Raw genomic sequence first — 22,435 nt, 5'->3', positions numbered from 1 at the left:
CTCGCCTTCACCGGCCTGGCCGTCAAGAAGCTGTACCAGGGTCAGCGCTAACCGCCGACCGGCCGACCGCCCCGGAACCCCTCCCACAGATCGCCTGAGCAGCCAACCATGATCCAGATCCCGTCCGACCTGAACCCGGGCCTCGTCCCCCTCGCCTTCCTCCTCGGCACCTGGGAAGGCGCCGGCGTGTTCGACTTCCCCGGCGAGGAGAAGTGCAACTTCGGCCAGGAAGTCGTCTTCAGCCACGACGGCCGGGACTTCCTGGCGTACACCTCCCACTCCTGGGTGCTCGACGCCGAGGGCAACAAGGTGCGCCCCCTGGAGTCCGAGTCGGGCTACTGGCGCATCGACAAGGACCGCAAGGTCGAGATCGTCATGGTCCGCGACCAGGGCGTGGTCGAGGTCTGGTACGGCGAGCTCGCCGACCAGAAGCCGCAGATCGACCTCGTCACCGACGCCGTGGCCCGCACCGCCGCCTCCGGCCCGTACAGCGGCGGCAAGCGGCTCTACGGCTACGTCAAGAGCGACCTGATGTGGGTCGGCGAGAAGGCGACCCCCGAGGTCGAGCTGCGCCCGTACATGTCGGCCCAGCTCAAGAAGGTCGTCACCCCGGAGGAGATCGCCGACATGGCGCGCAACCTCCCGGAGCTCCCGGAAGACGGCATCGCCTTCTTCCGCTGAGCAGGCGCACGCGCACGCGTACACGTACGAAGGGGACCGCGGCAGGGCCGCGGTCCCCTTCGCGCGCTTACACTGGCCGGGTGGTGACCACCGACTGGAAGAGCGACCTGCGGCAGCGCGGATACCGGCTGACACCGCAGCGCCAGCTCGTGCTGGAAGCGGTCGACGCCCTGGAGCACGCGACCCCCGACGAGATCCTCGCCGAAGTGCGCAAGACGGCCTCGGGCGTCAACATCTCCACCGTCTACCGCACGCTGGAGCTCCTGGAGGAGCTCGGCCTCGTCTCGCACGCCCACCTCGGGCACGGGGCCCCCACCTACCACCTCGCCGACCGGCACCACCACATCCACCTCGTCTGCCGCGACTGCACCGAGGTCATCGAGGCCGACCTCGACGTCGCCGCCGACTTCACGGCGAAACTCCGCGACACCTTCGGCTTCGAGACCGACATGAAGCACTTCGCCATCTTCGGCCTGTGCGAGCAGTGCGCCGCCCGCCGCCGCGAAACCACTGCCACCGCCCCCGCCCCCGGCCCGGCCGACGCGTAGCGCCCCCGGTGCGCCCTGGGCCCCCGCGGGCGGGGTCGTAGGCTTGGTGGCATGACCAGCAGCCCCTTGCTCCATCTTCCCGGCGCCGTAGCGGCCGAAGGCCGTGACGAGGGCGTCGCCGCCCACTACGGAGAGCTCTACGGCGAACAGCGCGCCCTCGCCGACGGCCGAGGCTTCGTCGACCTCTCCCACCGCGGGGTCGTCACCGTCACCGGCCAGGACCGGCTCGCCTGGCTGCACCTGCTGATCACCCAGCACGTCACGGAACTCCCGCCGGGGCAGGCCACCGAGGCGCTGATCCTCTCCGCCAACGGGCACATCGAGCACCAGCTCCACCTCGTCGACGACGGCGAGACCACCTGGGCGCACGTCGAGCCCGGCACCCAGGAGGCGCTGATCGCCTACCTGGAGTCGATGAAGTTCTTCTACCGCGTCGAAGTCGCCGACCGCACCGCCGACTTCGCCCTCGTCCACCTGCCGGCCGGCTCCATCGCCGAGGTCGACAAGGAGCACGTGGTCCGCGAGACCCCCTACGGCCGTGACGTGTTCCTGCCGCGCGAGCGGCTGGAGGCCTTCGCCGCCGCCCACGGGCCCGCCGCCGGACTCCTCGCCTACGAGGCCCTGCGCGTCGAGGCGCACCGGCCCCGCCTGGGCCTGGAGACCGACCACCGCACCATCCCGCACGAGATCGGCCTCATCGGCACCGCCGTGCACCTCCAGAAGGGCTGCTACCGCGGCCAGGAGACCGTCGCCCGCGTCCACAACCTGGGCAAGCCCCCGCGCCGGCTGGTCTTCCTCCACCTGGACGGCTCCGAGGTGCTGCTCCCCGCGCACGGCGCGCCCGTACGGCTCGCCGCCGACGGGGAGGACGGCCGCCAGCTCGGCTTCGTCACCACGGCGGTGCGCCACCACGAGCTCGGGCCGATCGCGCTCGCGCTGGTCAAGCGGAACGTTCCGGTGGACGCCCCGCTGCTGGCCGGGACCACCCCGGCCGCGCAGGAGGTCGTCGTAGCCCCGTAAGAACGGCGGCTACACGTCGATGACGATGGTGAACGGGCCGTGGTTGGTCAGCGAGACCCGCATGTCCGCGCCGAACCGGCCCGTCGCCACCGTCGCGCCCAGCGCCCGCAGCTGCGCCACCACCTCGTCCACCAGCGGCTCGGCCACCGGCCCGGGCGCGGCCGCGTTCCAGGTGGGGCGGCGGCCCTTGCGGGCGTCCCCGTAGAGCGTGAACTGCGAGATCACCAGCAGCGGCGCCGCCACGTCGCTACAGGACTTCTCCGCCTCCAGGATCCGCACCGACCACAGCTTGCGGGCCAGCACCGCCGCCTTCTCCGGGGTGTCGTCGTGGGTCACCCCCACTAGCACGCACAGCCCCTCGCCGACGATCTCGCCGACCGTCTCCCCGTCCACGACGACGCTCGCGCCGTCCACTCTCTGCACCACTGCTCGCATACCACCTGTGTACCAGGCATGCACCCGTCCGGGGCCGATCGGGTGGTGTGGGACTGCGTTCGCACCACGGAGAGTGGCACCATGCACGCAGGCGGTGCCCCCAGCACCGGTCGAGGGGACGGACAGGAAACGATGAACACCTCTGGTACCTCTACCTCCGCACCTGCACCCGCGTCAGCCGGCGACGCGACGGCGCCCGCGCCCCCGGTACGGCCGCCCGCGCAGCGCACCGGCGACGCCGAGGGGCCGACCACCCCCGTCGCCGCCGCCGCGCTCGGCCTGCCCGAGCTGCGCGCCCTGCGCCGTGACGCCCAGCGCGACGAGGCGGACCTCAGCTACGTGCGCAGACTCCTCCAGGGCCGCATCGACATCCTGCGCGCCGAGCTCGCCCGCCGGACGGACCCCGAGGCGCCGGTGGTGGACCGGCTCTCGGAGATCCTCGCCGACGCCCCGTCCAGCCGCAGCGCCTCCGCCCGGCACGTCACCCTCGGCACCCCGCAGAGCGAGGAGTTCCGGCTGCTGGCGGCCGAGATGCTGGCCGACGTGGAGCTGTCGGACCTGGACGCCCGCACGGACGCCGAACTGCACGAGGCGATGGCCCGGCTGGTCCGCTTCGAGCAGCAGGTCTCGCGGCGCCGCCAGCAGCTCCAGCGGACGGCGGACGACTCCAGCGCGGAGATCACCCGGCGCTACCGGGAGGGCGAGGCGCAGGTGGACGACCTGCTGGCGTAGCGGCGGGGCGGGGCCGGTCCGGGACCTGACGGGCGGGCGGAAATTCGGGCGACTCGGCCCGGTGCGGCCGTTAGCGTGACCGCATATGAGTACTGACATCCGGCCGATCGCCGAATCCGAACTCGCCGGCTGGCTGCAGGCCCTGAACACGGGCTTCCTCCAGCCGAAGCCGTTCCCCGAGGCCGACGTGGCCATGCGGGCCAAGTACTGGGACCTCGGCCGCACCCAGGGCGCCTTCGACCCCGTCACCGGCCGCTGCGTGGCCACCTTCCGCTCCTTCTCCCAGGAACTGACCGTCCCCGGCGGGGCGGTCGTCCCCTCCAGCGCCGTCACCAACGTCAGCGTGACCGCCACCCACCGCCGCCAGGGCCTGCTGACCCGGATGATGGAGGCCGAGCTGACGGCGGCCAAGGAGCGCGGCGACGTCCTCTCCGCGCTGATCGCCGCCGAGTACCCGATCTACGGCCGGTACGGGTACGGGCCCGCCACGACCATCGCCGAATGGGAGATCGACGTCGCGCGCAGCGGCCTCGACCCCCGCCTCTCCGGGCCGGGCGACGGCGGCCGCATCGACCTGGTCGACGTCTGCGAGGCCCGAGGGATCGGCCCCGGGCTGCACGAGCGGCTGCGGGAGTCCGTGCACGGCGCGGTCAGCCGCGACACCCGCTGGTGGAACATCGCCACCGGGCTGGAGCAGACCCAGGCGCGCCCCTACAAGGACAAGTTCTACGCCGTCTACCGGGACGCGGCGGGTGAGCCGGCCGGTCTCGCGGTGTACGCGGCCGACGAGCACTGGACGGACGAGAAGCGCCCGCAGAACACCCTCACGGTCAAGGACCTGATCGCGGTGACCCCCGAGGCCGAGCGGGCCCTGTGGCGGTTCCTGTGCTCCATCGACTGGGTGCTGAAGGTCCGCACCGGTTACCGGGCCCCCGACGACGTCCTCCCGCTGCTGCTGCCCGACCCGCGCGCGGCCCGGCTGGTGACCTCGGCGGACTTCATGTGGCTGCGCCTGCTCGACGTCGAACGGGCCCTGGCCGCCCGGACGTACACGGTGCCCGGGGTCCTGGTCCTGGAGGTGGCGGACGCGGCGGGGCTCGCGGACGGCCGCTACCGGCTCGACGCGTCGGCCGGCACCTGCGTCCGTACGCAGGACCCGGCCGACCTGGCCCTGGACGTCTCCGCGCTCGGCTCGCTCTACCTGGGCGACGAGTCGGCGGCGCGGCTGGCCGCGCTGGGCCGGATATCCGAGGAGCGGCCCGGGGCGGTCGCGCTCGCCGACGCGGTGCTGCGCACCGCCCGGCGGCCGTGGTGCCCGGACGTCTTCTGACCCGGCCGTCGCCGTTGTCGATCGCAAGCCGAGGATGGGGTACGTGACATCGATCGTTGAGCAGCTGCGCGCGGCGGGCTGTGTTTTCGCGGAGGAGGAGGCCGAGCTGCTGACCGCGGCCGCCTCCGACGCCGGGCAGCTGGCGGCCCTGGTGGCCCGCCGGGTGGAGGGCGAGCCGCTGGAGCACGTCGTCGGCTGGGCGGAGTTCTGCGGACTGCGCGTGGAGGTGGGCGCGGGGGCCTTCGTACCGCGCCGGCGCAGCGAGTTCCTGGCCGGGGAGGCGGTGGCGCTGGCCCGGCCCGGGGCGGTGGTGCTGGACCTGTGCTGCGGGGTCGGCGCGCTCGGTGCGGCGGTGGCCTCGCAGGTGCCGGGCGGGGTCGAGCTGCACGCCGCCGACATCGACCCGGCGGCGCTGGCGTACGCCCGGCGCAACGTGGCCCCGTACGGGGGAGCGGTGTGGGAGGGCGACCTGTACGCGGCGCTGCCGAAGGGGCTGCGCGGGCGGGTGGACGTCCTCGTGGTCAACGCCCCGTACGTGCCGACGGGGGAGATCGCGCTGATGCCGTCGGAGGCCCGGGTGCACGAGCCGCTGGTCTCCCTCGACGGGGGTGAGGACGGCCTGGACGTCCACCGGCGGATCGCGGCGCAGGCGCTGCGCTGGCTGGCCCCGGGCGGCCACCTGCTGATCGAGACCAGCGCCCGGCAGGCGCCGCTGACGGCGTCCGCGCTGACGGCGGGGGGTCTCGCGGTGCGGGCGGCCACCTCGGAGGAGCTGTACGCGACGGTGGTGACCGGGCGCGCGCCGGTGGCGTAGGGCGGCTCAGGAGGCGAGGCGCTCGGCGAGGAAGGCTTCCCAGGTCCGCTCGCCGAGCACCGCGCCGTCGAGGGAGAGGTTCTCCCCGGCGCGGTAGGCGCGGCCGGCCTTCCCGGGCATCCGGACGGGCATCATCAGGCGGCGCTTGCCGCGCGCCCGCAGGTAGTCGCGGCTCAGTTCGCCGAGGGTGTGGACGGTGGGCCCGGCGAGGTCGGGGACCAGGCCGGCGGGCTTGCCGAGGGCCAGTTCGACGAGGCGGGCCGCGACCTCGCGGGAGTCGACGGGCTGCCAGCGGACCCCGCCGGGGACCGGGACCACGGGCAGTTTGGCGAGCTTCTCGGCGACGGTCAGGGCCAGTTCGTGGAACTGGGCGGCGCGCAGCGTGGTCCAGGGCAGCCCGGAGCCGGATACGGCACGTTCGGCGTCGAGCTTGGTCCTGAACCAGGCGAGGGGGACCGTGTCCGCGCCGATGACGGAGATCAGTACGAGGTGGCGCACGCCCGCGGTCTTGGCGGCGCGCACGAGGTGGCGGGCGGCGACGTCGTCGCCCTTGGGCCCGCCGGCGAGGTGCAGGACCGTTTCGACGCCGTCGAGGGCGGCGTCGAGCCCCTCGTCCCGCAGCAGGTCGCCGCGTACGTAGGTGACGCCGTCGGCTGCGGGGCGGGGGGTCCGGCTGAGGATCCGTACGGGGACGCCGGCCTCGCGCAGGAGCGGTACGACGAGGCTGCCGAGGGTTCCGGTGCCGCCGGTGACCAGGAGGGGGCGGGGGGATCCGGTCGTGTCCGTCATCTGGGTCATCTCCGATCGGTGGGACGGAAGTTGACGTCCCGGGCTTGAACCCGTTCGATTTCACGGGGGTGTGCGGTCTACTGCCCTGACCCGCAGTGAGGAAGGAATGTGACAGGTGGACGAGATTTCTTCGCCGGAGGCTGTGGCCGCTCATACGGATCCGGCGGATATGGCGGATCTGACGGAGCGTTTCGAGGAGCACCGTGGTCATCTGAGGGCGGTGTCCTACCGGATGCTCGGTTCGCTGAGCGAGGCGGACGACGCGATCCAGGAGACGTGGCTGCGGCTGGAGCGCACCGATGTGAGCGAGGTCGAGAACCTCGGCGGGTGGCTGACGACCGTGATCTCGCGGATCTGCCTCAACATGCTGCGTTCGCGCGAGCAGCGGCGTGAGGACCCGATGGAGCGGCTGGAGACGCGGATCCCGGATCCGCTGATCCGCTCCGAGCGCCGGATCGATCCGGAGCAGGAGGTGATGCTGGCCGACTCGGTGGGGCTGGCGCTGATGGTGGTGATGGAGTCGCTGTCGCCGGCGGAGCGGCTGGCGTTCGTCCTGCACGACATGTTCGCGGTGCCGTTCGAGGAGATCGCCCCGCTGGTCGAGAAGACCTCGGCGGCGACCCGGCAGCTGGCCAGTCGGGCCCGCCGCAAGGTGCAGGGTCAGGCCCCGGCCCCCGACAAGGACCTCGCGCGCCAGCGGGAGGCGGTGGACGCGTTCTTCGCGGCCGCGCGGGACGGGCGGTTCGAGGCGCTGCTGTCGGTGCTCGACCCGGACGTGGTGCTGCGTTCGGACGGCGGGGCGGGCGGTGCGCTCACGGTGGTGCTCACGGGTGCCCGGACGGTGGCGGGCCAGGCGGTCACGTACAGCTCGCTGGTCCCGTTCGTCCGCCCGGCGCTGATCAACGGCGCCGCGGGGGTCGTGGTGGTCCGCAAGGACCGGGCGGTGTCGGTCATGGCCTTCACGGTGGTGGAGGGGCGGATCGTCGCGATCGACGTGCTGTCCGACCCGGAGCGCCTGGGGGCGCTGGACCTGTCGTCCCTGGACCCGGAGGACTGACCCGGAGGACTGAGGCGGGGTTCCGGCCGTCGCCGTCGCCGTCGCCGTCGCCGTCGCCGGCCCCGGCCCCGGTCTCAGACCAGGGCGAGGACGGCGGCGGCGGGGGCGGCGTAGATCAGCGGGAAGGCGACGTGCGCGTACGAGCGGGCGCGCAGGACCGTGATGACGGCGCCGGTGAAGTAGAGGACCAGGCCGATCGCGGCGGCGATCCCGACGGCGGGGACGACGAACCCGGCGATCAGGCCGAGGGCTCCGGCGACCTTGGCGGTGCCGAGGAAGGTCCACATGCCCTTCGGGACGCCGTACTCGACGAGCGGCTCGGTGACGAACGTGGCGCCGCGGAAGATCGAGACGCCGGAGAACCCGGCCATGAGGGCGGCGACCAGGGTGACGACGGTGGCGGTGGTGGACATCGGGGGCTCCTTCGGGGCGGTGTGTCTCTGCGTTCTCCTCGTCGCCGCTCTCGCGCCGACACCCCTCTGACCCGCCACCGCGTACGGATGTGACAGCGGGGCGGGAGGAATTTCCCGACGGCCCGGGCGGATACTTCTGCAAGCAAGCGCTTGCAATAGTTAGCGGGGTGCGGCAGGATCGGAGCATGGCATCGCTCAACGTCGGGAACCTCGGCGAATACCTCCGCGAGCAGCGGCGGCAGGCCCAGCTCTCGCTGCGGCAGCTGGCCGACGCGGCGGGGGTGTCGAACCCGTACCTGAGCCAGATCGAGCGCGGGCTGCGCAAGCCGAGCGCGGACATCCTCCAGCAGCTGGCCAAGGCGCTGCGGATCTCCGCCGAGACGCTGTACGTGCAGGCCGGGATCCTCGACGAGCGGGACCGGGACGAGGTGGAGACGCGGGCCGTCATCCTCTCGGACCCGTCGATCAACGAGCGGCAGAAGCAGGTGCTGCTCCAGATCTACGACGCGTTCCGCAAGGAGAACGGATCGGACGACTCCGCCGCCGACGCCGCGGTGCCCCCTCAGAACTGACCGGATCCGGGAGGACCCGCACATGGCCATCGCCGATGACCTGAAGAAGACCCTCACCGACCCCACCCCCCTCTACTTCGCCGCCGGCACCGCCGACCTCGCCCTCCAGCAGGCCAAGAAGGTGCCCGGCCTGATCGAGCAGCTGCGCGCCGAGGCCCCGGCCCGCATCGAGGCCGTGCTCGACACCGACCCCAAGGTCGTCCAGGAGAAGGCCAAGGTGGCCCAGGAGGCCGTCACGGCCCGGGTCGTCGAGGTCTTCGGGGCGATCGACCCGAAGAAGCTCGGCGAGACCGCCCAGGACCTGGCGCTGCGCGGGGTCGGCGTGGCCGCCGAGTACGCCGTACGGGCCAAGGAGACCTACGACAAGGTCGCCGAGCACGGCGAGCAGGCCGTGCGGGCCTGGCGCGGTGAGGTCGCCGACGAGTTCGTGGACATCGCCGGGGCCGTGGAGCCCGAGCCGGCGCCGGCCGCGGAGCCCGCCCAGGACGCCCCGGCCGAGGCCTCGGCCGACGCGTCCGCCGACGCCCCCGCGAAGAAGCCCGCCGCGCGCCGCGCCGCCAAGAAGGCCGCCGCCGAGCCGGCCGCCGGGGCCGCGGACGAGAGCTGACCGGCTCGCGGACGAGAGCCGAGTGGCTCGCGGACGGACCGGGCACCCGCGGGGTGTCCGGTCCGTTCTCGTTTCGGAAGGCGGCTCGGGCGGTAGCGTGGAGTCGGAAGAGCTGGATGCGAGAAGGCGGTCGAAGCGATGCTGATGCAGGGGTTCGATAACGGGATCATCCCGTTGCTCGGCTACGTCATGCTGGCGCTCGCCGTCGTGGCCTTCGTCCTCGCGCTGACGGCGCGGGAGGACGCCTACCGGGCGGCGGACAAGCAGACCAAGACGTTCTGGCTGGTCATCCTGGGCGTCACCGTTCTGGTGGACTTCTTCCTCGGGATGCTGTTCCTGCAGATCGCGGGCCTGGTGGCGTCCATCGTGTTCTTCGTCGACGTCCGCCCCGCCCTCAAGCAGGTCTCGGGCGGCGGCAACCGGCGCCGGGGCGGCAGCAGTAGCGACGGGCCGTACGGTCCGTACAACGGCGGCCGCTGACCCCGGTCACCCGCTGACCCCGGTCACCCCCCGGCGCGGGAGAGCAGCACCACGGCGACATCGTCGGTGAGCTCGCCGCCGTTGAGGCGCCGCGCCTCGGTGACGGAGGCCTCCAGCAGGGCCTCGCCGGTCAGCCCGTCCTCCAGGTGCCGGTTGATCATGTCGACCATGCCGTCCTGGCCGAGGCGCTCGCGGCCCTCGCCGATCCGGCCCTCGATGAGGCCGTCCGTGTAGAGCATCAGGCTCCAGGTGCCGCCCAGGTCCACCTGGCGGCGGGGCCAGCGGGCCCGGGGGAGCAGCCCGAGCGCCGGGCCGCTGTTCTCGTACGGCAGCAGGCGTGCGGCACGGCCCGGGCGGGAGACCAGCGGGGCCGGGTGGCCGGCCAGGCACAGCCCCGCGCGACGGCCGTCGGGGGAGATGTCGACCGTGCACAGCGTCGCGAAGATCTCCTCGCAGGGCCGCTCCACCTCCAGGACCTCCTGGAGGGTGGCCAGCAGGTCGTCCCCGCACAGACCGGCCAGGGTCAGCGCCCGCCAGGCGATGCGCAGCTCGACGCCGAGGGCCGCCTCGTCGGGGCCGTGGCCGCAGACGTCGCCGATCATGGCGTGGACGGTGCCGTCGGGGGTGCGGACGGCGTCGTAGAAGTCGCCGCCGAGCAGGGCCCGGCTGCGGCCGGGGCGGTAGCGGGCGGCGAAGCGGAGGTCGGAGCCGTCGAGCAGGGGCGTGGGGAGCAGTCCGCGTTCCAGGCGGGCGTTCTCCTGGGCCCGAAGTTTCGATTCTGCGAGCTTGTACTGGGCGATGTCGGCCCGCTTTCTCTCCACGGCGTAGCGGATCGCGCGGCTCAGGAGCCGCCCGTCGAGCTCGTCGCGGAAGAGGAAGTCCTGGGCGCCGACGCGGACGGCCTCGGCGGCGCGCTCGGCGTCGGCCTCGGCGGTGAGTACGAGCACGGCGTGGCGCGGGGCGATGCGCAGGACCTCGCGCAGGGCGCCGAAGCCGTCCTCGCCGGGGCCGGGCAGGGCCAGGTCGAGCAGGACGCAGTGCACGTCGGGTGTGAGCAGCCGGGCGGCCTCGGTGAGGTTGCGGGCGCTGCGGAGCCGGATGCGCTGGCCGTCGGCGTTGAGGATCTCGGGGACGGTGAGACCGCCCGCCGGGTCGTCCTCGACGACGAGCAGGGTCAGCGGGGCGGGGCCGCCGATCTCCGGGGCAGGGGTCTCCCTCTGCCGCGGTACGGGTACGGGCATCGTCTCCGGTTCCTTGCCTCCCCCCGGAAGTGCGCTCATGCGGGCGACCCTAGCGGGCGGGCGTGGGGCGGGGGAATGCCGAGACGGGCGGGGTGCGGCGTCATATGCCCCTATCCCGGCGGAAACCCGCCCACCCGGAATGACCAACGTCACGACCGCCCGAAGCCCCCGGTCACAGGGCGTACGGACCCCGCTGCGCGGGGCGAGGTCCCTGCCCGGCCCCGCCTCCCGGGGCGCGGCGCCGGGCTTCCGGGGGCGGTGGCGCCGGGCTTCCGGGGGCGGTGGCGCCGGGGTTCCGGGGGCGGTGGCGCCGGGGTTCCGGGGGCGGTGGCGCCGGGGTTCCGGGGGCGGTGGCGCCGGGGTTCCGGGGGCGGTGGCGCCCCCCGGACCCTTGACCCGCCCGGCCAGGGTTTACGCGTCGGGGCGGACCACGGCCTTGATCGGCATCGAGCCCGCGCCCGCCAGCGTCACGTTCCGCCCCGGTCGCGGCGCGTGCACGATCGCCCCGTCCCCGACGTACATCCCGACGTGGGTCGCGTCGTCGAAGTAGATGATCAGGTCACCCGGCCGCATGTCCTTCAGCGCGACCTTCGGCAGCAGCCGCAGCTGCTCCTGCGAGGTGCGCGGGATCGGCCGTCCCGCCGCCAGCCACGCCTGCGAGGTCAGCCCGGAGCAGTCGTAGGAGGCCGGCCCCTCCGCTCCCCAGACGTACGGCTTGCCTATCTGCGCGGTGGCGAACTGCACCGCCCGCTTCCCCGCCTCCGAGGCGAGGCCCTTGACGTCCTTCATCGCGCCCGACGACAGCCATGCCGTCTGCGCCTGGTACTGGGCGTCCTGCTCCAGCTGGATCAGCCGGGCCTTCTCCTCGGCCGCCAGCCTGTTCTCCAGGGCCTCCGCCGTCTTGATCTTGTCCTCGATCTCCTTCTTGGCGGCTTCCTTCTTGGCCCGGTTGTCCTCCATCTTCTGCCAGAGGGCGCCCGCGTCCTTCGCGTACCGCTCCAAGTCGGCCTGGGTGCGCGTCAGTTCGGCCAGCAGGTCCGTGGTGGCCTTCTCGCCCTGCCGCAGCCGGCCCGCCCCGTCGAGGAAGTCGGACGGGCTGTCGCTCAGGGCGAGGCGCGCGCCCGGCGGCAGGCCGCCCGAGCGGTACTGGGCGCGGGCGGCGGCGCCCGCGCGGTCCTTCAGGGTGGAGATCCGGTCCTGGCCGGCCACCACCAGCTTGGCGATCTCGACGATCCGCTCGGACTGCGCCTTGGTTTCGCTCTCCGCGAGGTTGTAGGCGTCCGTCGCGCTGCCGGCCTGCCGGTAGAGGTCCTCTATCTCCTTGCGGACCTGCTCCAGCGTCTTGGCGCCGGGCTCCGGCGCGGGCGCCGCCGGCGCGGACGGGGCAGCCGGGGCCGACGGGGAGGCCGGCGCCGCCGGCGCCGCGTACGCCGTGCCCGTCGTCAGACCGGGGGCCGCCAGTATCGCCATCGCGCACAGCAGCGTCAGGGCGGACGCCCCTCTCCGGCGCGACGACACTCGCTTCACGGTCCCCATGGCTCCCCCAGGCGCCCCGAGTCAGAACCGGCATCACCCGGCATCAGATCTGACTATTCATCAGTAACTTCGCACTGTCTCCGGGATGGTGCCACGAACCGGCGAATTCCAACACCCTCCGGATTCCGCTCCGATCACGACCCGCCACGCAGCGTCCATCCCGCACGGCTCAACGGGCCGCCTCCACCCCCGGTTCCCCGCCACGCGAGGTTCACCCCGCCGGGCGCAACGCCTCCCAGCGCACCGTCAGTTCCCCCTGCCTCCACCGCACCGGCCCGTCCGCCAGCGGCCAGTCACCCGCCAGCGCCCGCGCCGTCCGGATCCACCGCTGCCGCGCCCCGTAGGAGGCGTACGGCGCGGCCGCCGCCCACGCCCGGTCGAAGTCCCGCAGGAACGCGTGCACCGCCTCCCCCGGCACGTTCCGGTGGATCAGCGCCTTCGGCAGCCGCTCCGCCAGGTCCGACGGCCGCTCCAGCGAACCCAGCCGCGTCGCGAACGTCACCGTCCTCGGCCCCTCCGGCCCCAGCGCCACCCACACGTGCCGCCGGCCGATCTCGTCACAGGTCCCCTCCACCAGCAGCCCCTCCGGAGCCAGCCGCCCGCACAGCCGCTCCCAGACCGCCTCGACCTGCTCCTCGTCGTACTGCCGCAGCACGTTCGCCGCACGGATCAGCGCCGGCCGCTCCCCGCCCTCCAGCGGCACCTCGAACCCCCCGTGCCGGAAACTCAGCCCCTCCCGCTCGTACGGCTTCGCCCCCGCCACCCGCGCCGGCTCGATCTCGATCCCGACCACCCGCACCCCCGGCGCCGCCTCCCGCAGCCGCGCCAGCAGCTCCACCGCCGTCCACGGCGCCGCCCCGTACCCGAGGTCCACCGCGACCGGAGCCTGCGCCCGGCGCAGCGCCGCCCCGTGCACGGCGGCGATCCAGCGGTCCATGCGCCGCAGCCGGTTCGGGTTCGTCGTCCCGCGCGTCACGGTGCCCACAGGGCGCTTCGGGGGTGGCGGAGTGCTGCGGGAGACCATGCGCCGAGCGTAAGCGGAGCCGCGGGCCCGCAAAAAAATCCGGCGTCCCGAGCAGGAAGTTGCCGTCCCCCGGAATGCGGGGGACGGCCATCCGGGTTGCACTCCTTGCAGGGCGCCGCGCGCGCTCCCGCACGCATGCCGTCACACCGTGCCGCCCCACCGGCACCCCGCACAGCCCGCCGTCCGCGCGATCCGAGCGAGAGGAACTGCTCCCTTGAGCCAGTACGTGTCCCGCATCGGCGGCAGCATCAGCGGCCGCATCGCCGCCGCCCGCGGCGCCCGCCAGGACGCGCCCCGCCTGCGCCTCCCGGCCGTCGGCCACCACCGCAAGCCCCGCCGCGTGGCCATGCTCAGCGTGCACACCTCACCCCTGCACCAGCCGGGCACCGGCGACGCCGGCGGCATGAACGTCTACATCGTGGAGCTCGCCCGCCGCCTCGCCGCGATCAACATCGAGGTGGAGATCTTCACCCGGGCCACCACCGGCGGCCTGCCGCCCGTCGTCGAGCTCGCCCCCGGCGTCCTCGTCCGGCACGTGGACGCCGGCCCCTACGAGGGCCTCGCCAAGGAAGAGCTCCCCGCCCAGCTGTGCGCCTTCACCCACGGCGTCATGCAGGCCTGGGCCGGGCACCGCCCCGGCTACTACGACCTCGTCCACTCCCACTACTGGCTCTCGGGGCACGTCGGCTGGCTCGCCGCCGAACGCTGGGGCGTCCCCCTCGTCCACGCCATGCACACCATGGCCAAGGTCAAGAACGCCGCCCTCGCCGAGGGCGACACCCCCGAGCCCGCCGCCCGCGTCATCGGCGAGACCCAGATCGTCGCCGCCGCCGACCGGCTCATCGCGAACACCGCCGAAGAGGCCGACGAACTCGTACGGCACTACGAGGCCGACCCCGGCAAGGTGGCCGTCGTCCACCCCGGCGTCAACCTCGACCGCTTCACCGTCGGCGACGGCCGCGCCGCCGCCCGCGCCCGGCTCGGCCTGCCCCAGGACGCCGTCATACCGCTGTTCGCCGGACGCATCCAGCCCCTCAAGGCCCCCGACATCCTGCTGCGCGCCGTCGCCGAACTCGTCGACCGCGACCCCGCCCTGCGCGGCCGCCTCTTCGTCCCCGTCGTCGGCGGCCCCAGCGGCAGCGGCCTCGCCAAGCCCGAGGGGCTCCAGAAGCTCGCCGCGAAACTCGGCATCACCGACCTCGTCCACTTCCACCCGCCCGTGGCCCAGGACCGGCTCGCCGACTGGTTCCGGGCGGCGTCCGTGCTGGTCATGCCCTCCTACAACGAGTCCTTCGGACTGGTCGCCATCGAGGCCCAGGCCACGGGCACGCCCGTCCTCGCCGCCGCCGTGGGGGGCCTGCCCGTCGCCGTCGACGACGGGACCACCGGCATCCTCGTCCCCGGCCACGACCCCGTCGACTACGCCCGCGCCCTGCGCCGCTTCGTCGACGAACCCGGCCTCACCGACCGGATGGGCGGCGCCGCCGCACGGCACGCCCAGCACTTCGGCTGGGACACCGCCGCCAGCGGAACCGCCGACGTGTACACCGCAGCCATGCATGATCACCGCCGTCGCGTACGCTCCCACCATGGCTGACACCGCCGCGATCATCGAGTCCACGCTGGCCGGCGCCGAGCTGCCCTGGGAGAGCCCGCAGCCCGGCACGTACGTCGTCCAGCTGCCCGGCACCCGCAAGCTGAGCACCACCTGCTCCCTGCGGATCGGACGCCACTCGCTGTCGGTGAACGCGTTCGTGATCCGCCACCCCGACGAGAACGAGGCCGGCGTCCACCGCTGGCTGCTGGAACGCAACCTCAAGCTGTACGGGATGGCGTACGCGGTCGACCAGCTCGGCGACGTCTACCTCACGGCGCGGCTCCCCCTCTCCGTGGTCACCCCGGACGACCTGGACCGCCTCCTCGGCACGGTCCTGGAGGCGGCGGACGGGGCGTTCAACACCCTCCTGGAGCTCGGGTTCGCGAGCGCGATCCGGCGCGAGTACGCATGGCGCACGGCGCGGGGGGAGTCCACCCACAACCTGGACGCCTTCAAACACCTGACCCGCCCAACCCCTGCCTGACGCGCCGCTCGCACCGCTCGGCCCTGGCGGGCCCCCCGTTCCCAGGGGCTCCGCCCCTGACCCCGATACCGGCCGCTCCGCGCCCGGTGCGCTCAAACGCCGCGCGGGCTATGTGTAGCCCGCGCAGCGTTTGAGGCGCTGGGGTCCGGGGGCGGAGCCCCCGGGGAACGGGCGAAGGGCGGGGCGGGGAGACGGCTCCGCGCAGCGGGGCCCCGCGCCCCCGGCCCCTACGCCTCGGCCGGTGCCGCCACCGCGGCCGCGCCGGAGCCCGCGGCCGGGCCGGAGGCGGTGGTGGACGCCGTCCGGGTGGGAGCCGGGGCCGGCTCTGCCTCCGGCAGCCCCCGCATCAGGAACCAGTACCCACCCGCGGCCACCGTCCCCAGGACACCCGTCGACGCCCACAGCCACCCGGCCCCCCACCGGTCGATCACGAACCCCGACATCAGCGGGGCCACCAGCGACGCCACCGCCCAGGACATCGTGTACATCCCCTGGTACCGCCCCCGCCCCCGCACCGGAGACAGCCGTACCACCAGCGACATCTGCGTCGGCGCGTTCACGATCTCCGCCAGCGTCCACACGCACACCGCCAGCGCGTACGACCACAGCGGACCCGCGAACGCCGTCAGCGCGAACCCGTACCCGACCAGCAGCGACGACACCACCAGCAGCCGTCGCGGGTCACGGTCCTCGATGAACCGGGTCACCGGCAGCTGGAGCGCCACGATCAGCACCCCGTTCACCGCGATGACCAGCCCGTACTCCCCGGGCGAGAACCCGGCCGCGCCCATCGCCACCGGCAGGCCCACCGAGCCCTGCGTGTAGATCAGCGAGATCAGGAACGACAGCCCGACGATCCCCATGAACCGCCCGTCCCGCAGCACGGCCCCCAGCCCGACCTCGGCCCCGGACGACTCGGGGTCCTCCCCGGCCCCCGCGGCCGCCTCCGGCCGCGACTCCGGCAGCTTCACGAACACCAGCACCGCGCACAGCAGCGTCAGCGCCGCCTCGCCCAGGAACCCGGCCAGGTAGCTGTACTCGGCGACCAGCCCCGCCGCCACCGAGCTCACCGCGAAGCCCAGGTTGATCGCCCAGTAGTTCAGCGCGAAGGCCCGTACCCGGTCCTCCGGCCGGACGATGTCCGCCATCATCGCCTGCACCGCCGGCCGGGAGGCGTTCGAGGTCATCCCGACCAGCATCGCCACCGCCGCGATCGCCGCCGGGTGCTCCATGAACCCCAGCAGCGCCACCGACCCGGCCGTCGAGACCTGCGCCACCAGCATCGTCGGCCGCCGCCCCAGCCGGTCGGCCATCACCCCCGCCACCAGCGAGGACGCCACCCCGCCCAGCCCGTGCAGGGCGGCCACGAGTCCCGCGAAGGAGGCCGAATAGCCCCGCTCCAGGGTCAGGTACAAAGCCATGAACGTGGCGACGAAGGCCCCGAGCCGGTTGACGAGCGTGCTCGCCCACAGCCACCAGAACGCGCGCGGCAGACCCGAGACGCTCTCCCGGGCGGACCGGCGCAGACGGGCAAAGGACATAAGGATTCCCCCGGGCGGTGTAAGTGTCACTGATCCGCCCGGCACGTTACGAGAGGGGCTCGCCGCCCGCCACTCAATTGACGCCGGACGTCAATCGGACCGCCCCGGGACCGCCCCCCGACCGCGCGCGAGCGCCCCCGGCCGTCCACTAGGCTCGTACGCATGGCCGACGCACCGTACAAGCTGATCCTCCTCCGCCACGGCGAGAGCGAATGGAACGCGAAGAACCTGTTCACCGGCTGGGTGGACGTCAACCTCAACGAGAAGGGCGAGAAGGAGGCGGTCCGCGGCGGTGAGCTGCTCAAGGACGCCGGTCTGCTCCCCGACGTCGTGCACACCTCCCTCCAGAAGCGCGCCATCCGCACCGCGCAGCTGGCCCTGGAGTCCGCCGACCGCCACTGGATCCCCGTCCACCGCTCCTGGCGCCTGAACGAGCGCCACTACGGCGCCCTCCAGGGCAAGGACAAGGCCCAGACCCTCGCCGAGTTCGGCGAGGAGCAGTTCATGCTGTGGCGCCGCTCGTACGACACCCCGCCGCCGGCCCTCGAGGACGGCACCGAGTTCTCCCAGTCCGCGGACCCGCGCTACGCCTCCATCCCGCCGGAGCTGCGCCCGCGCACGGAGTGCCTCAAGGACGTCGTCGTCCGCATGCTCCCGTACTGGTACGACGCGATCGTCCCCGACCTCCTCGACGGCCACACCGTCCTGGTCGCCGCGCACGGCAACTCCCTGCGCGCCCTGGTCAAGCACCTCGACGGCATCTCCGACGCCGACATCGCGGGCCTGAACATCCCGACCGGCATCCCGCTCTCCTACGAGCTCGACGCCGACTTCAAGCCCCTCACCCCGGGCGGCACCTACCTCGACCCGGAGGCCGCGGCGGCCGCCATCGAGGCCGTGAAGAACCAGGGCAAGAAGTAACAAGCACGGTGATCATGCCTCCCACCTGCGCGTACGGCGCCGGTGGGAGGCATTTTTCGCGCGCGGCGGGGCCCGGTCGTCCTTAAGATCCGCACCATGGCAACACGACTTGTGCAGATCAACATGAAGGCCGTGGACGACGCCGCGCTCGGCCGGTTCTGGGCCGCGGCGCTCGGCTGGGGCATCGACAGCGAGGGGCCCGGGGTGACCAACCTCGAACCCGTCGGGTTCGCCTACCCCGACCCCGCGGCCGTCTGCATCGACCTCATCGCCCGCCCGGAACCCAAGACGGGCAAGAACCGGGTGCACCTCGACCTCGCCACCACCTCGGCCGCCCACCAGGCGGAGCTGGTCGCACGCCTGAAGGACCTCGGCGCCACCCTCGCCGACGTCGGCCAGGGCGACGTCCCCTGGACGGTCATGGCCGACCCCGAGGGCAACGAGTTCTGCGTACTGGAGCCCCGCGACGTCTACCGGGACACCGGGCCGATCGCCGCCGTGGTCGTCGACTGCGCCGACCCGCGCGAGATGGCCCGCTTCTGGAGCGGGGCGATGGACTGGACCCTGCACGAGGTCACCGACGACCAGGCGACCCTGCGCTCCTCCCAGGGCGTCGGCCCCTACCTGGAGTTCCTGCGCACCCCCGACACCAAGAACGGCTGGAACCGCGTCCACCTCGACGTCGCCCCCTACTCCGGCGGCGACCCGAAGTCGGAGGCGGCCCGCCTGCGCGCCCTGGGCGCCACCGACGCCCCCGGCATGGACCCGTCGGCCATCTCCTGGACGGTCCTGGCCGACCCCGAGGGCAACGAGTTCTGCCTCCTGAGCCCCCGCTGACACCCCCGGACGGGGGTGTCAAGCCACGGGATCCAGGGGCATGACGGGGGACCCGCCGGCGGGGCCTACTCGAAGGGCGGGACCGGCCGGAACCGGCGGCCCGCCCCACATCCCCGGAACCAGGAGGCCCCCATGTCCCGCATCCCCCGTCCCCTCAGGCTCGCGCTGCTCACCGCATCGGCCTCGCTGGCCGCCGCCGGCGTCCTGCTCCCCACCGGCGCGCTCGCCGCGCCGGCGGCGACGTCCCACCTCACCGCCCCGGCCGGCGGGCACCGCCACCACCACGACGAGGACTCCGGGCACCGGGGGACCGGCGAGGGCACCGGCACCGGCCCGGTCCTCGGCGACGAGCAGGGGACTCCGCCGCGGCCCGCCGACCCCCAGCCCGACGGCGTGATCCCCGCCGACCGCTGCAAGGACCCGAAGGTCGCCCCCGGCCTGTGCGTCGACGGCAAGCCGCTGCCGAAGGGCGACGGACACGTCGTCGTCCCCGAGGGGACCTACGTGCCGAGCCCCACCGGCAGCTCCACCGTCGAACTGGCGGTATGAGCCGCCACGCGCGAGGGCCCCGTCCGACGGATCGGACGGGGCCCTCCTGGCTTCACGGGCGGCGGCGGCCGTCAGCCCCCGCACTGGCAGGGGGCACCGGACTGGCAGCCGCAGCCGCAGCCGGAGCCGCAGCCGCAGGCCGCGAGCAGGGGCAGGCGCAGGGGCTCCGGACGGGGCGGCTGCTCCTGCTCCGGGGTGATGGGGACGGGGGAATCGGGCATGGATCCTCCTCGCAGGCGGCGTACGGGACGTCGTAGTGCCTTCGCCTCATTCATGCCCAGCCACACCGGCGCGTCAACGGCGCATTGGGGCGCGGGAGCGGCCCCGCACGGGACCGCCCGGACGCCCCCCGCGGCCCCCGCTCAGACGCCCTCGACCTGCGTCGGCTGCTGGAGCTCGTCCGCGTGCTCACCCGTCACCAGGTACACCACGCGCTTGGCCACCGACACCGCGTGGTCGGCGAACCGCTCGTAGTAGCGGCCCAGCAGCGTCACGTCCACGGCCGTCTCGATGCCGTGCTTCCAGCGGTCGTCCATCAGGTGCTGGAAGAGGGTGCGGTGCAGCTGGTCCATCTCGTCGTCGTCCTGCTCCAGCTGGAGGGCCAGGTCGACGTCCTTCGTGATGATGACCTCGGCCGCCTTCGCCATCAGGCGCTGCGCCAGCTGCCCCATCTCCAGGATCGTGGCGTGCAGGTCGCGCGGTACCGCACGGTCCGGGAACCGCAGCCGGGCCAGCTTCGCCACGTGCTGCGCCAGGTCGCCCGAGCGCTCCAGGTCGGCGCTCATGCGCAGCGAGGTGACGACGATGCGCAGGTCGGTGGCGACCGGCTGCTGGCGGGCCAGCAGGGCGATGGCGCGCGCCTCCAGGTCGTGCTGGAGGTCGTCGACCTTCTGGTCGGCGGCGATGACGCTCTCGGCGAGCTTCAGGTCCGCGTCGAGCATGGAGGTCGTGGCCCGCCCGATCGCGGAACCGACGAGCCGGGCCATCTCGACCAGGCTCTCTCCGATCGAGTCCAGTTCCTCGTGGTACGCGTCGCGCATGTGTCCTTCTCCTGCCTGCTTGCCTACTACTCGCTACTGCTACTGCCGTGGACTTCCGTGCCCCACGTTGACACGTTCGGGCGCCAACGCGTCCGACTCCGGCACCACAAATGAATCAGCACCGTCGCCAGGGTGAACTCTGGGCGACGACTGTTCGAGCTGCCACCCGAACGGCTGTGGAAGTGTCGTAGCGGCTGCTTAACCTGGACACATGGACGTGAACGCGGCGGTCGCCGCAGCTGCGGCGATCGCCGGTCTCTGCACCGGTGTCATCGCCATGCTGGCGTTCCGCTGGAGCGAGCGCGACCAAGCCCGCCCCACGAGGAGCTCCATGCGCCCCGACATCAACGCGGTGCTCCCGCCCGGCGTGGACACGGTGCTCTCCGTACTCCGCTCCTCCGCCGTCGTCCTCGACGAGGGCGACGCGGTGGTCAAGGCCAGCTCGGCGGCTTACGCCCTGGGTCTGGTCCGCGGCGGGAAGCTCGCCGTGGAGCCCATGCTCCACATGGCCCGTGACACCCGCCGGGACGGTGAGATACGCCAGATCGAACTCGACCTGCCCCGGCGCGGGACCGGCCGCGGCGAGGCCCTCGCGGTCTCCGCCCGCGTCGCCCCGCTGGGCTCCCGGCTGGTGCTGCTGCTGGTCGAGGACCTCACCGAGGCCCGCCGCATCGAAGCGGTGCGCCGTGACTTCGTCGCGAACGTCTCGCACGAGCTGAAGACGCCGGTCGGCGCGATCTCCCTGCTCTCCGAGGCGGTCATGGACGCGTCGGACGACCCCGAGGCGGTCACCCGCTTCGCGGGCCGCATGCAGATCGAGGCCACCCGCCTGATCAACCTCGTACAGGAGCTCATCGACCTCTCCCGGGTGCAGAACGACGAGGCACTGGAGGACGCCGAGCCGGTACGGGTGGACACGCTCGTGGCGGAGGCCATCGACCGCTGCCGGCACACGGCCACCTCCAAGCAGATCACCATGGCCGCCGGCGGCACCGCCGACCTGCGGGTGTGGGGACACCGGGGGCAGCTGGCCGCGGCCCTCGGCAACCTGGTCGAGAACGCCGTGAACTACAGCCCGGCCCGCACCCGCGTCGGCATCGCCGCGCGCCGGGTGACCGCGCCGGGCGGAGACTTGATCGAGATAGCCGTGACCGACCAGGGCATAGGCATCCCGGAGAAGGACCGCGAGCGCGTCTTCGAGCGCTTCTACCGCGTCGACCCGGCCCGCTCCCGCGCCACCGGCGGAACCGGACTGGGCCTCGCCATCGTGAAGCACGTGGCGGCCTCGCACGGCGGGGAGGTGTCGGTGTGGAGCTCCGAGGGCCAGGGCTCCACGTTCACCCTGCGGCTCCCCGAGGCGCCCGCGCCGGCCCCGGCGACCGCCTCCGAACCCGCCAGACCCCAGCTTGACCCAGAACCAGTCGTCCCCTCCCCGGAGGTCCTTCCGTGACCCGAGTGCTCGTCGTCGAGGATGAGGAATCCTTCAGCGACGCCCTGTCCTACATGCTCCGCAAGGAAGGCTTCGAGGTCGCGATCGCCGCGACGGGGCCCGACGGGCTCGACGAGTTCGAGCGCAACGGCGCCGACCTCGTCCTCCTGGACCTGATGCTGCCCGGCCTGCCGGGCACCGAGGTCTGCCGGCAGCTGCGCGGCCGCTCCAACGTCCCCGTGATCATGGTGACCGCCAAGGACAGCGAGATCGACAAGGTCGTCGGGCTGGAGATAGGAGCCGACGACTACGTGACGAAGCCCTTCTCCTCCCGCGAGCTGGTCGCCCGCATCCGCGCGGTCCTGCGCCGCCGCGGCGAGCCGGAGGAGGTCACCCCGGCGGCCCTGGAGGCCGGTCCGGTACGGATGGACGTGGACCGGCACGTGGTCACCGTCGGCGGCGCCAAGGTGGACCTCCCGCTCAAGGAGTTCGACCTGCTGGAGATGCTGCTGCGCAACGCGGGCCGCGTGCTGACCCGTATGCAGCTGATCGACCGGGTCTGGGGCGCGGACTACGTCGGCGACACCAAGACCCTCGACGTCCACGTCAAGCGCCTGCGCGCCAAGATCGAGCCGGACCCGGGCGCGCCGCGCTACCTGGTCACGGTCCGCGGCCTGGGCTACAAGTTCGAGCCGTAGCCCTGCCGGGCGTGAAAAGGGGAAGGGGCCCCGGCCGCGATGCGGCCGGGGCCCCTTCCT

The 22,435-nt window shown here is 73.3% G+C and carries 26 protein-coding genes; 17 read left to right on the top strand and 9 right to left on the bottom strand.

The annotated features are described in order from the left end of the window. Window positions 1-108 precede the first annotated feature (108 nt). The 3 genes from ABT403_RS22485 to ygfZ all read left to right on the top strand — a co-directional run bounded on the left by ABT403_RS22485 (window position 109) and on the right by ygfZ (window position 2,249). On the top strand, window positions 109-681 hold the full coding sequence (locus ABT403_RS22485) for a heme-binding beta-barrel domain-containing protein (protein WP_045950390.1): 573 nt from the start codon (window positions 109-111) through the stop codon (window positions 679-681). Window positions 682-761: 80 nt separating this feature from the next. After that, window positions 762-1,229 (top strand): Fur family transcriptional regulator, encoded by a 468-nt coding sequence (locus tag ABT403_RS22480; RefSeq protein ID WP_344162571.1) that lies wholly within the window; start codon window positions 762-764, stop codon window positions 1,227-1,229. Window positions 1,230-1,280: 51 nt separating this feature from the next. Further along, window positions 1,281-2,249, top strand: a complete 969-nt coding sequence (gene ygfZ, locus ABT403_RS22475; RefSeq protein WP_344162574.1) for a CAF17-like 4Fe-4S cluster assembly/insertion protein YgfZ — start codon at window positions 1,281-1,283, stop codon at window positions 2,247-2,249. A 9-nt stretch (window positions 2,250-2,258) separates the two neighbouring features. Here ygfZ and dtd read toward each other — a convergent pair whose 3' ends face one another. Then, window positions 2,259-2,684, bottom strand: a complete 426-nt coding sequence (gene dtd / locus ABT403_RS22470) for a D-aminoacyl-tRNA deacylase (protein ID WP_344162578.1) — start codon at window positions 2,682-2,684, stop codon at window positions 2,259-2,261. A gap of 132 nt (window positions 2,685-2,816) precedes the next feature. Here dtd and ABT403_RS22465 point away from each other — a divergent pair, with 132 nt between their 5' ends. The 3 genes from ABT403_RS22465 (at window position 2,817) to ABT403_RS22455 (ending at window position 5,560) form a co-directional block, all read left to right on the top strand. Further along, on the top strand, window positions 2,817-3,416 hold the full coding sequence (locus tag ABT403_RS22465; RefSeq protein ID WP_344162581.1) for an RsiG family protein: 600 nt from the start codon (window positions 2,817-2,819) through the stop codon (window positions 3,414-3,416). A gap of 85 nt (window positions 3,417-3,501) precedes the next feature. Continuing rightward, window positions 3,502-4,746: a GNAT family N-acetyltransferase gene (locus ABT403_RS22460; RefSeq protein ID WP_344162584.1), complete on the top strand. Its 1,245-nt coding sequence runs from the start codon at window positions 3,502-3,504 to the stop codon at window positions 4,744-4,746. A gap of 34 nt (window positions 4,747-4,780) precedes the next feature. Continuing rightward, the gene (locus ABT403_RS22455; protein ID WP_344162587.1) at window positions 4,781-5,560 is read left to right on the top strand and encodes a putative protein N(5)-glutamine methyltransferase; all 780 of its coding nucleotides are present in this window, start codon (window positions 4,781-4,783) and stop codon (window positions 5,558-5,560) included. A 6-nt stretch (window positions 5,561-5,566) separates the two neighbouring features. Here the strand turns inward: ABT403_RS22455 and ABT403_RS22450 are convergent, their stop codons facing one another. Continuing rightward, window positions 5,567-6,349 (bottom strand): SDR family oxidoreductase, encoded by a 783-nt coding sequence (locus tag ABT403_RS22450; protein WP_344165720.1) that lies wholly within the window; start codon window positions 6,347-6,349, stop codon window positions 5,567-5,569. A gap of 169 nt (window positions 6,350-6,518) precedes the next feature. Here ABT403_RS22450 and ABT403_RS22445 point away from each other — a divergent pair, with 169 nt between their 5' ends. Beyond that, entirely contained in the window at window positions 6,519-7,406 is an 888-nt protein-coding gene (locus ABT403_RS22445; RefSeq protein ID WP_344162590.1) for a sigma-70 family RNA polymerase sigma factor, read from the top strand. Window positions 7,407-7,480: 74 nt separating this feature from the next. Here the strand turns inward: ABT403_RS22445 and ABT403_RS22440 are convergent, their stop codons facing one another. Beyond that, the gene (locus tag ABT403_RS22440; RefSeq protein ID WP_344162593.1) at window positions 7,481-7,819 is read right to left on the bottom strand and encodes a DoxX family protein; all 339 of its coding nucleotides are present in this window, start codon (window positions 7,817-7,819) and stop codon (window positions 7,481-7,483) included. 185 nt (window positions 7,820-8,004) lie between these two features. Between ABT403_RS22440 and ABT403_RS22435 the strand changes: the two genes are divergently transcribed. From ABT403_RS22435 to ABT403_RS22425, 3 genes are all read left to right on the top strand, one after another. Next, entirely contained in the window at window positions 8,005-8,391 is a 387-nt protein-coding gene (locus tag ABT403_RS22435) for a helix-turn-helix domain-containing protein (RefSeq protein ID WP_344162596.1), read from the top strand. Window positions 8,392-8,413: 22 nt separating this feature from the next. After that, window positions 8,414-8,998, top strand: coding sequence for a hypothetical protein (locus ABT403_RS22430; protein ID WP_344162599.1), 585 nt, complete (start codon window positions 8,414-8,416; stop codon window positions 8,996-8,998). Between the two features lie 138 nt (window positions 8,999-9,136). Beyond that, a complete protein-coding gene (locus ABT403_RS22425) occupies window positions 9,137-9,478 on the top strand; it encodes a DUF2516 family protein (protein WP_344162602.1) in 342 nt (113 codons plus the stop codon). Window positions 9,479-9,501: 23 nt separating this feature from the next. Here ABT403_RS22425 and ABT403_RS22420 read toward each other — a convergent pair whose 3' ends face one another. The 3 genes from ABT403_RS22420 to ABT403_RS22410 form a co-directional block, all read right to left on the bottom strand. Continuing rightward, window positions 9,502-10,758 (bottom strand): PP2C family protein-serine/threonine phosphatase, encoded by a 1,257-nt coding sequence (locus tag ABT403_RS22420; RefSeq protein WP_344162605.1) that lies wholly within the window; start codon window positions 10,756-10,758, stop codon window positions 9,502-9,504. 372 nt (window positions 10,759-11,130) lie between these two features. After that, a complete protein-coding gene (locus ABT403_RS22415) occupies window positions 11,131-12,255 on the bottom strand; it encodes a C40 family peptidase (RefSeq protein ID WP_344162608.1) in 1,125 nt (374 codons plus the stop codon). Window positions 12,256-12,466: 211 nt separating this feature from the next. Beyond that, window positions 12,467-13,279, bottom strand: coding sequence for a class I SAM-dependent methyltransferase (locus ABT403_RS22410; protein ID WP_344162611.1), 813 nt, complete (start codon window positions 13,277-13,279; stop codon window positions 12,467-12,469). A 214-nt stretch (window positions 13,280-13,493) separates the two neighbouring features. Here ABT403_RS22410 and mshA point away from each other — a divergent pair, with 214 nt between their 5' ends. Both mshA and ABT403_RS22400 read left to right on the top strand, forming a co-directional pair. Then, the gene (mshA, locus tag ABT403_RS22405) at window positions 13,494-14,876 is read left to right on the top strand and encodes a D-inositol-3-phosphate glycosyltransferase (RefSeq protein WP_425580234.1); all 1,383 of its coding nucleotides are present in this window, start codon (window positions 13,494-13,496) and stop codon (window positions 14,874-14,876) included. Beyond that, a complete protein-coding gene (locus ABT403_RS22400) occupies window positions 14,869-15,360 on the top strand; it encodes a type III secretion system chaperone family protein (protein ID WP_344162614.1) in 492 nt (163 codons plus the stop codon). Before mshA ends, ABT403_RS22400 begins: the two co-directional genes overlap by 8 nt. Before the next feature lie 227 nt (window positions 15,361-15,587). Here ABT403_RS22400 and ABT403_RS22395 read toward each other — a convergent pair whose 3' ends face one another. Further along, entirely contained in the window at window positions 15,588-16,901 is a 1,314-nt protein-coding gene (locus tag ABT403_RS22395; RefSeq protein WP_344162618.1) for an MDR family MFS transporter, read from the bottom strand. Between the two features lie 162 nt (window positions 16,902-17,063). On the opposite strand from ABT403_RS22395, the gene ABT403_RS22390 reads away from it, so the two are divergent. From ABT403_RS22390 to ABT403_RS22380, 3 genes are all read left to right on the top strand, one after another. Further along, the gene (locus tag ABT403_RS22390) at window positions 17,064-17,822 is read left to right on the top strand and encodes a phosphoglyceromutase (protein WP_344162621.1); all 759 of its coding nucleotides are present in this window, start codon (window positions 17,064-17,066) and stop codon (window positions 17,820-17,822) included. Between the two features lie 96 nt (window positions 17,823-17,918). After that, complete coding sequence (locus ABT403_RS22385) at window positions 17,919-18,659, top strand: VOC family protein (RefSeq protein WP_351649638.1); 741 nt, start codon at window positions 17,919-17,921, stop codon at window positions 18,657-18,659. 132 nt (window positions 18,660-18,791) lie between these two features. After that, window positions 18,792-19,208, top strand: a complete 417-nt coding sequence (locus ABT403_RS22380; RefSeq protein WP_344162627.1) for a hypothetical protein — start codon at window positions 18,792-18,794, stop codon at window positions 19,206-19,208. Window positions 19,209-19,279: 71 nt separating this feature from the next. Here ABT403_RS22380 and ABT403_RS22375 read toward each other — a convergent pair whose 3' ends face one another. Beyond that, window positions 19,280-19,429 carry a hypothetical protein gene (locus ABT403_RS22375; RefSeq protein ID WP_167344738.1) on the bottom strand — a complete coding sequence of 50 codons (150 nt, stop codon included), beginning with the start codon at window positions 19,427-19,429 and terminating at the stop codon, window positions 19,280-19,282. A 141-nt stretch (window positions 19,430-19,570) separates the two neighbouring features. After that, window positions 19,571-20,248 carry a phosphate signaling complex protein PhoU gene (phoU, locus tag ABT403_RS22370; protein WP_344162630.1) on the bottom strand — a complete coding sequence of 226 codons (678 nt, stop codon included), beginning with the start codon at window positions 20,246-20,248 and terminating at the stop codon, window positions 19,571-19,573. Between the two features lie 211 nt (window positions 20,249-20,459). Here phoU and phoR point away from each other — a divergent pair, with 211 nt between their 5' ends. Both phoR and phoP read left to right on the top strand, forming a co-directional pair. Further along, window positions 20,460-21,698, top strand: a complete 1,239-nt coding sequence (gene phoR / locus ABT403_RS22365) for a two-component system sensor histidine kinase PhoR (RefSeq protein WP_344162633.1) — start codon at window positions 20,460-20,462, stop codon at window positions 21,696-21,698. Window positions 21,699-21,703: 5 nt separating this feature from the next. Further along, complete coding sequence (phoP, locus tag ABT403_RS22360; RefSeq protein ID WP_467644498.1) at window positions 21,704-22,375, top strand: two-component system response regulator PhoP; 672 nt, start codon at window positions 21,704-21,706, stop codon at window positions 22,373-22,375. Window positions 22,376-22,435: the final 60 nt, after the last annotated feature.

Source organism: Streptomyces sp. NPDC000075, assembly GCF_040301925.1.
Classification (GTDB): Bacteria; Actinomycetota; Actinomycetes; order Streptomycetales; family Streptomycetaceae; genus Streptomyces; species Streptomyces polychromogenes.
The sequence above is the reverse complement of the archived record's forward strand: the minus strand, read 5'-3'. Positions and strand labels throughout refer to the sequence as shown.

Coding starts and splice junctions, on each gene's coding strand:
- ABT403_RS22485 (WP_045950390.1), top strand. CDS start 109: ATGATCCAGATCCCGTCCGACCTGAACCCGGGCCTCGTCCCCCTCGCC.
- ygfZ (WP_344162574.1), top strand. CDS start 1,281: ATGACCAGCAGCCCCTTGCTCCATCTTCCCGGCGCCGTAGCGGCCGAA.
- dtd (WP_344162578.1), bottom strand. CDS start 2,684: ATGCGAGCAGTGGTGCAGAGAGTGGACGGCGCGAGCGTCGTCGTGGAC.
- ABT403_RS22465 (WP_344162581.1), top strand. CDS start 2,817: ATGAACACCTCTGGTACCTCTACCTCCGCACCTGCACCCGCGTCAGCC.
- ABT403_RS22460 (WP_344162584.1), top strand. CDS start 3,502: ATGAGTACTGACATCCGGCCGATCGCCGAATCCGAACTCGCCGGCTGG.
- ABT403_RS22455 (WP_344162587.1), top strand. CDS start 4,781: ATGGGGTACGTGACATCGATCGTTGAGCAGCTGCGCGCGGCGGGCTGT.
- ABT403_RS22450 (WP_344165720.1), bottom strand. CDS start 6,349: ATGACGGACACGACCGGATCCCCCCGCCCCCTCCTGGTCACCGGCGGC.
- ABT403_RS22445 (WP_344162590.1), top strand. CDS start 6,519: ATGGCGGATCTGACGGAGCGTTTCGAGGAGCACCGTGGTCATCTGAGG.
- ABT403_RS22440 (WP_344162593.1), bottom strand. CDS start 7,819: ATGTCCACCACCGCCACCGTCGTCACCCTGGTCGCCGCCCTCATGGCC.
- ABT403_RS22435 (WP_344162596.1), top strand. CDS start 8,005: ATGGCATCGCTCAACGTCGGGAACCTCGGCGAATACCTCCGCGAGCAG.
- ABT403_RS22430 (WP_344162599.1), top strand. CDS start 8,414: ATGGCCATCGCCGATGACCTGAAGAAGACCCTCACCGACCCCACCCCC.
- ABT403_RS22425 (WP_344162602.1), top strand. CDS start 9,137: ATGCTGATGCAGGGGTTCGATAACGGGATCATCCCGTTGCTCGGCTAC.
- ABT403_RS22420 (WP_344162605.1), bottom strand. CDS start 10,758: ATGAGCGCACTTCCGGGGGGAGGCAAGGAACCGGAGACGATGCCCGTA.
- ABT403_RS22415 (WP_344162608.1), bottom strand. CDS start 12,255: ATGGGGACCGTGAAGCGAGTGTCGTCGCGCCGGAGAGGGGCGTCCGCC.
- ABT403_RS22410 (WP_344162611.1), bottom strand. CDS start 13,279: ATGGTCTCCCGCAGCACTCCGCCACCCCCGAAGCGCCCTGTGGGCACC.
- ABT403_RS22400 (WP_344162614.1), top strand. CDS start 14,869: ATGGCTGACACCGCCGCGATCATCGAGTCCACGCTGGCCGGCGCCGAG.
- ABT403_RS22395 (WP_344162618.1), bottom strand. CDS start 16,901: ATGTCCTTTGCCCGTCTGCGCCGGTCCGCCCGGGAGAGCGTCTCGGGT.
- ABT403_RS22390 (WP_344162621.1), top strand. CDS start 17,064: ATGGCCGACGCACCGTACAAGCTGATCCTCCTCCGCCACGGCGAGAGC.
- ABT403_RS22385 (WP_351649638.1), top strand. CDS start 17,919: ATGGCAACACGACTTGTGCAGATCAACATGAAGGCCGTGGACGACGCC.
- ABT403_RS22380 (WP_344162627.1), top strand. CDS start 18,792: ATGTCCCGCATCCCCCGTCCCCTCAGGCTCGCGCTGCTCACCGCATCG.
- ABT403_RS22375 (WP_167344738.1), bottom strand. CDS start 19,429: ATGCCCGATTCCCCCGTCCCCATCACCCCGGAGCAGGAGCAGCCGCCC.
- phoU (WP_344162630.1), bottom strand. CDS start 20,248: ATGCGCGACGCGTACCACGAGGAACTGGACTCGATCGGAGAGAGCCTG.
- phoR (WP_344162633.1), top strand. CDS start 20,460: ATGGACGTGAACGCGGCGGTCGCCGCAGCTGCGGCGATCGCCGGTCTC.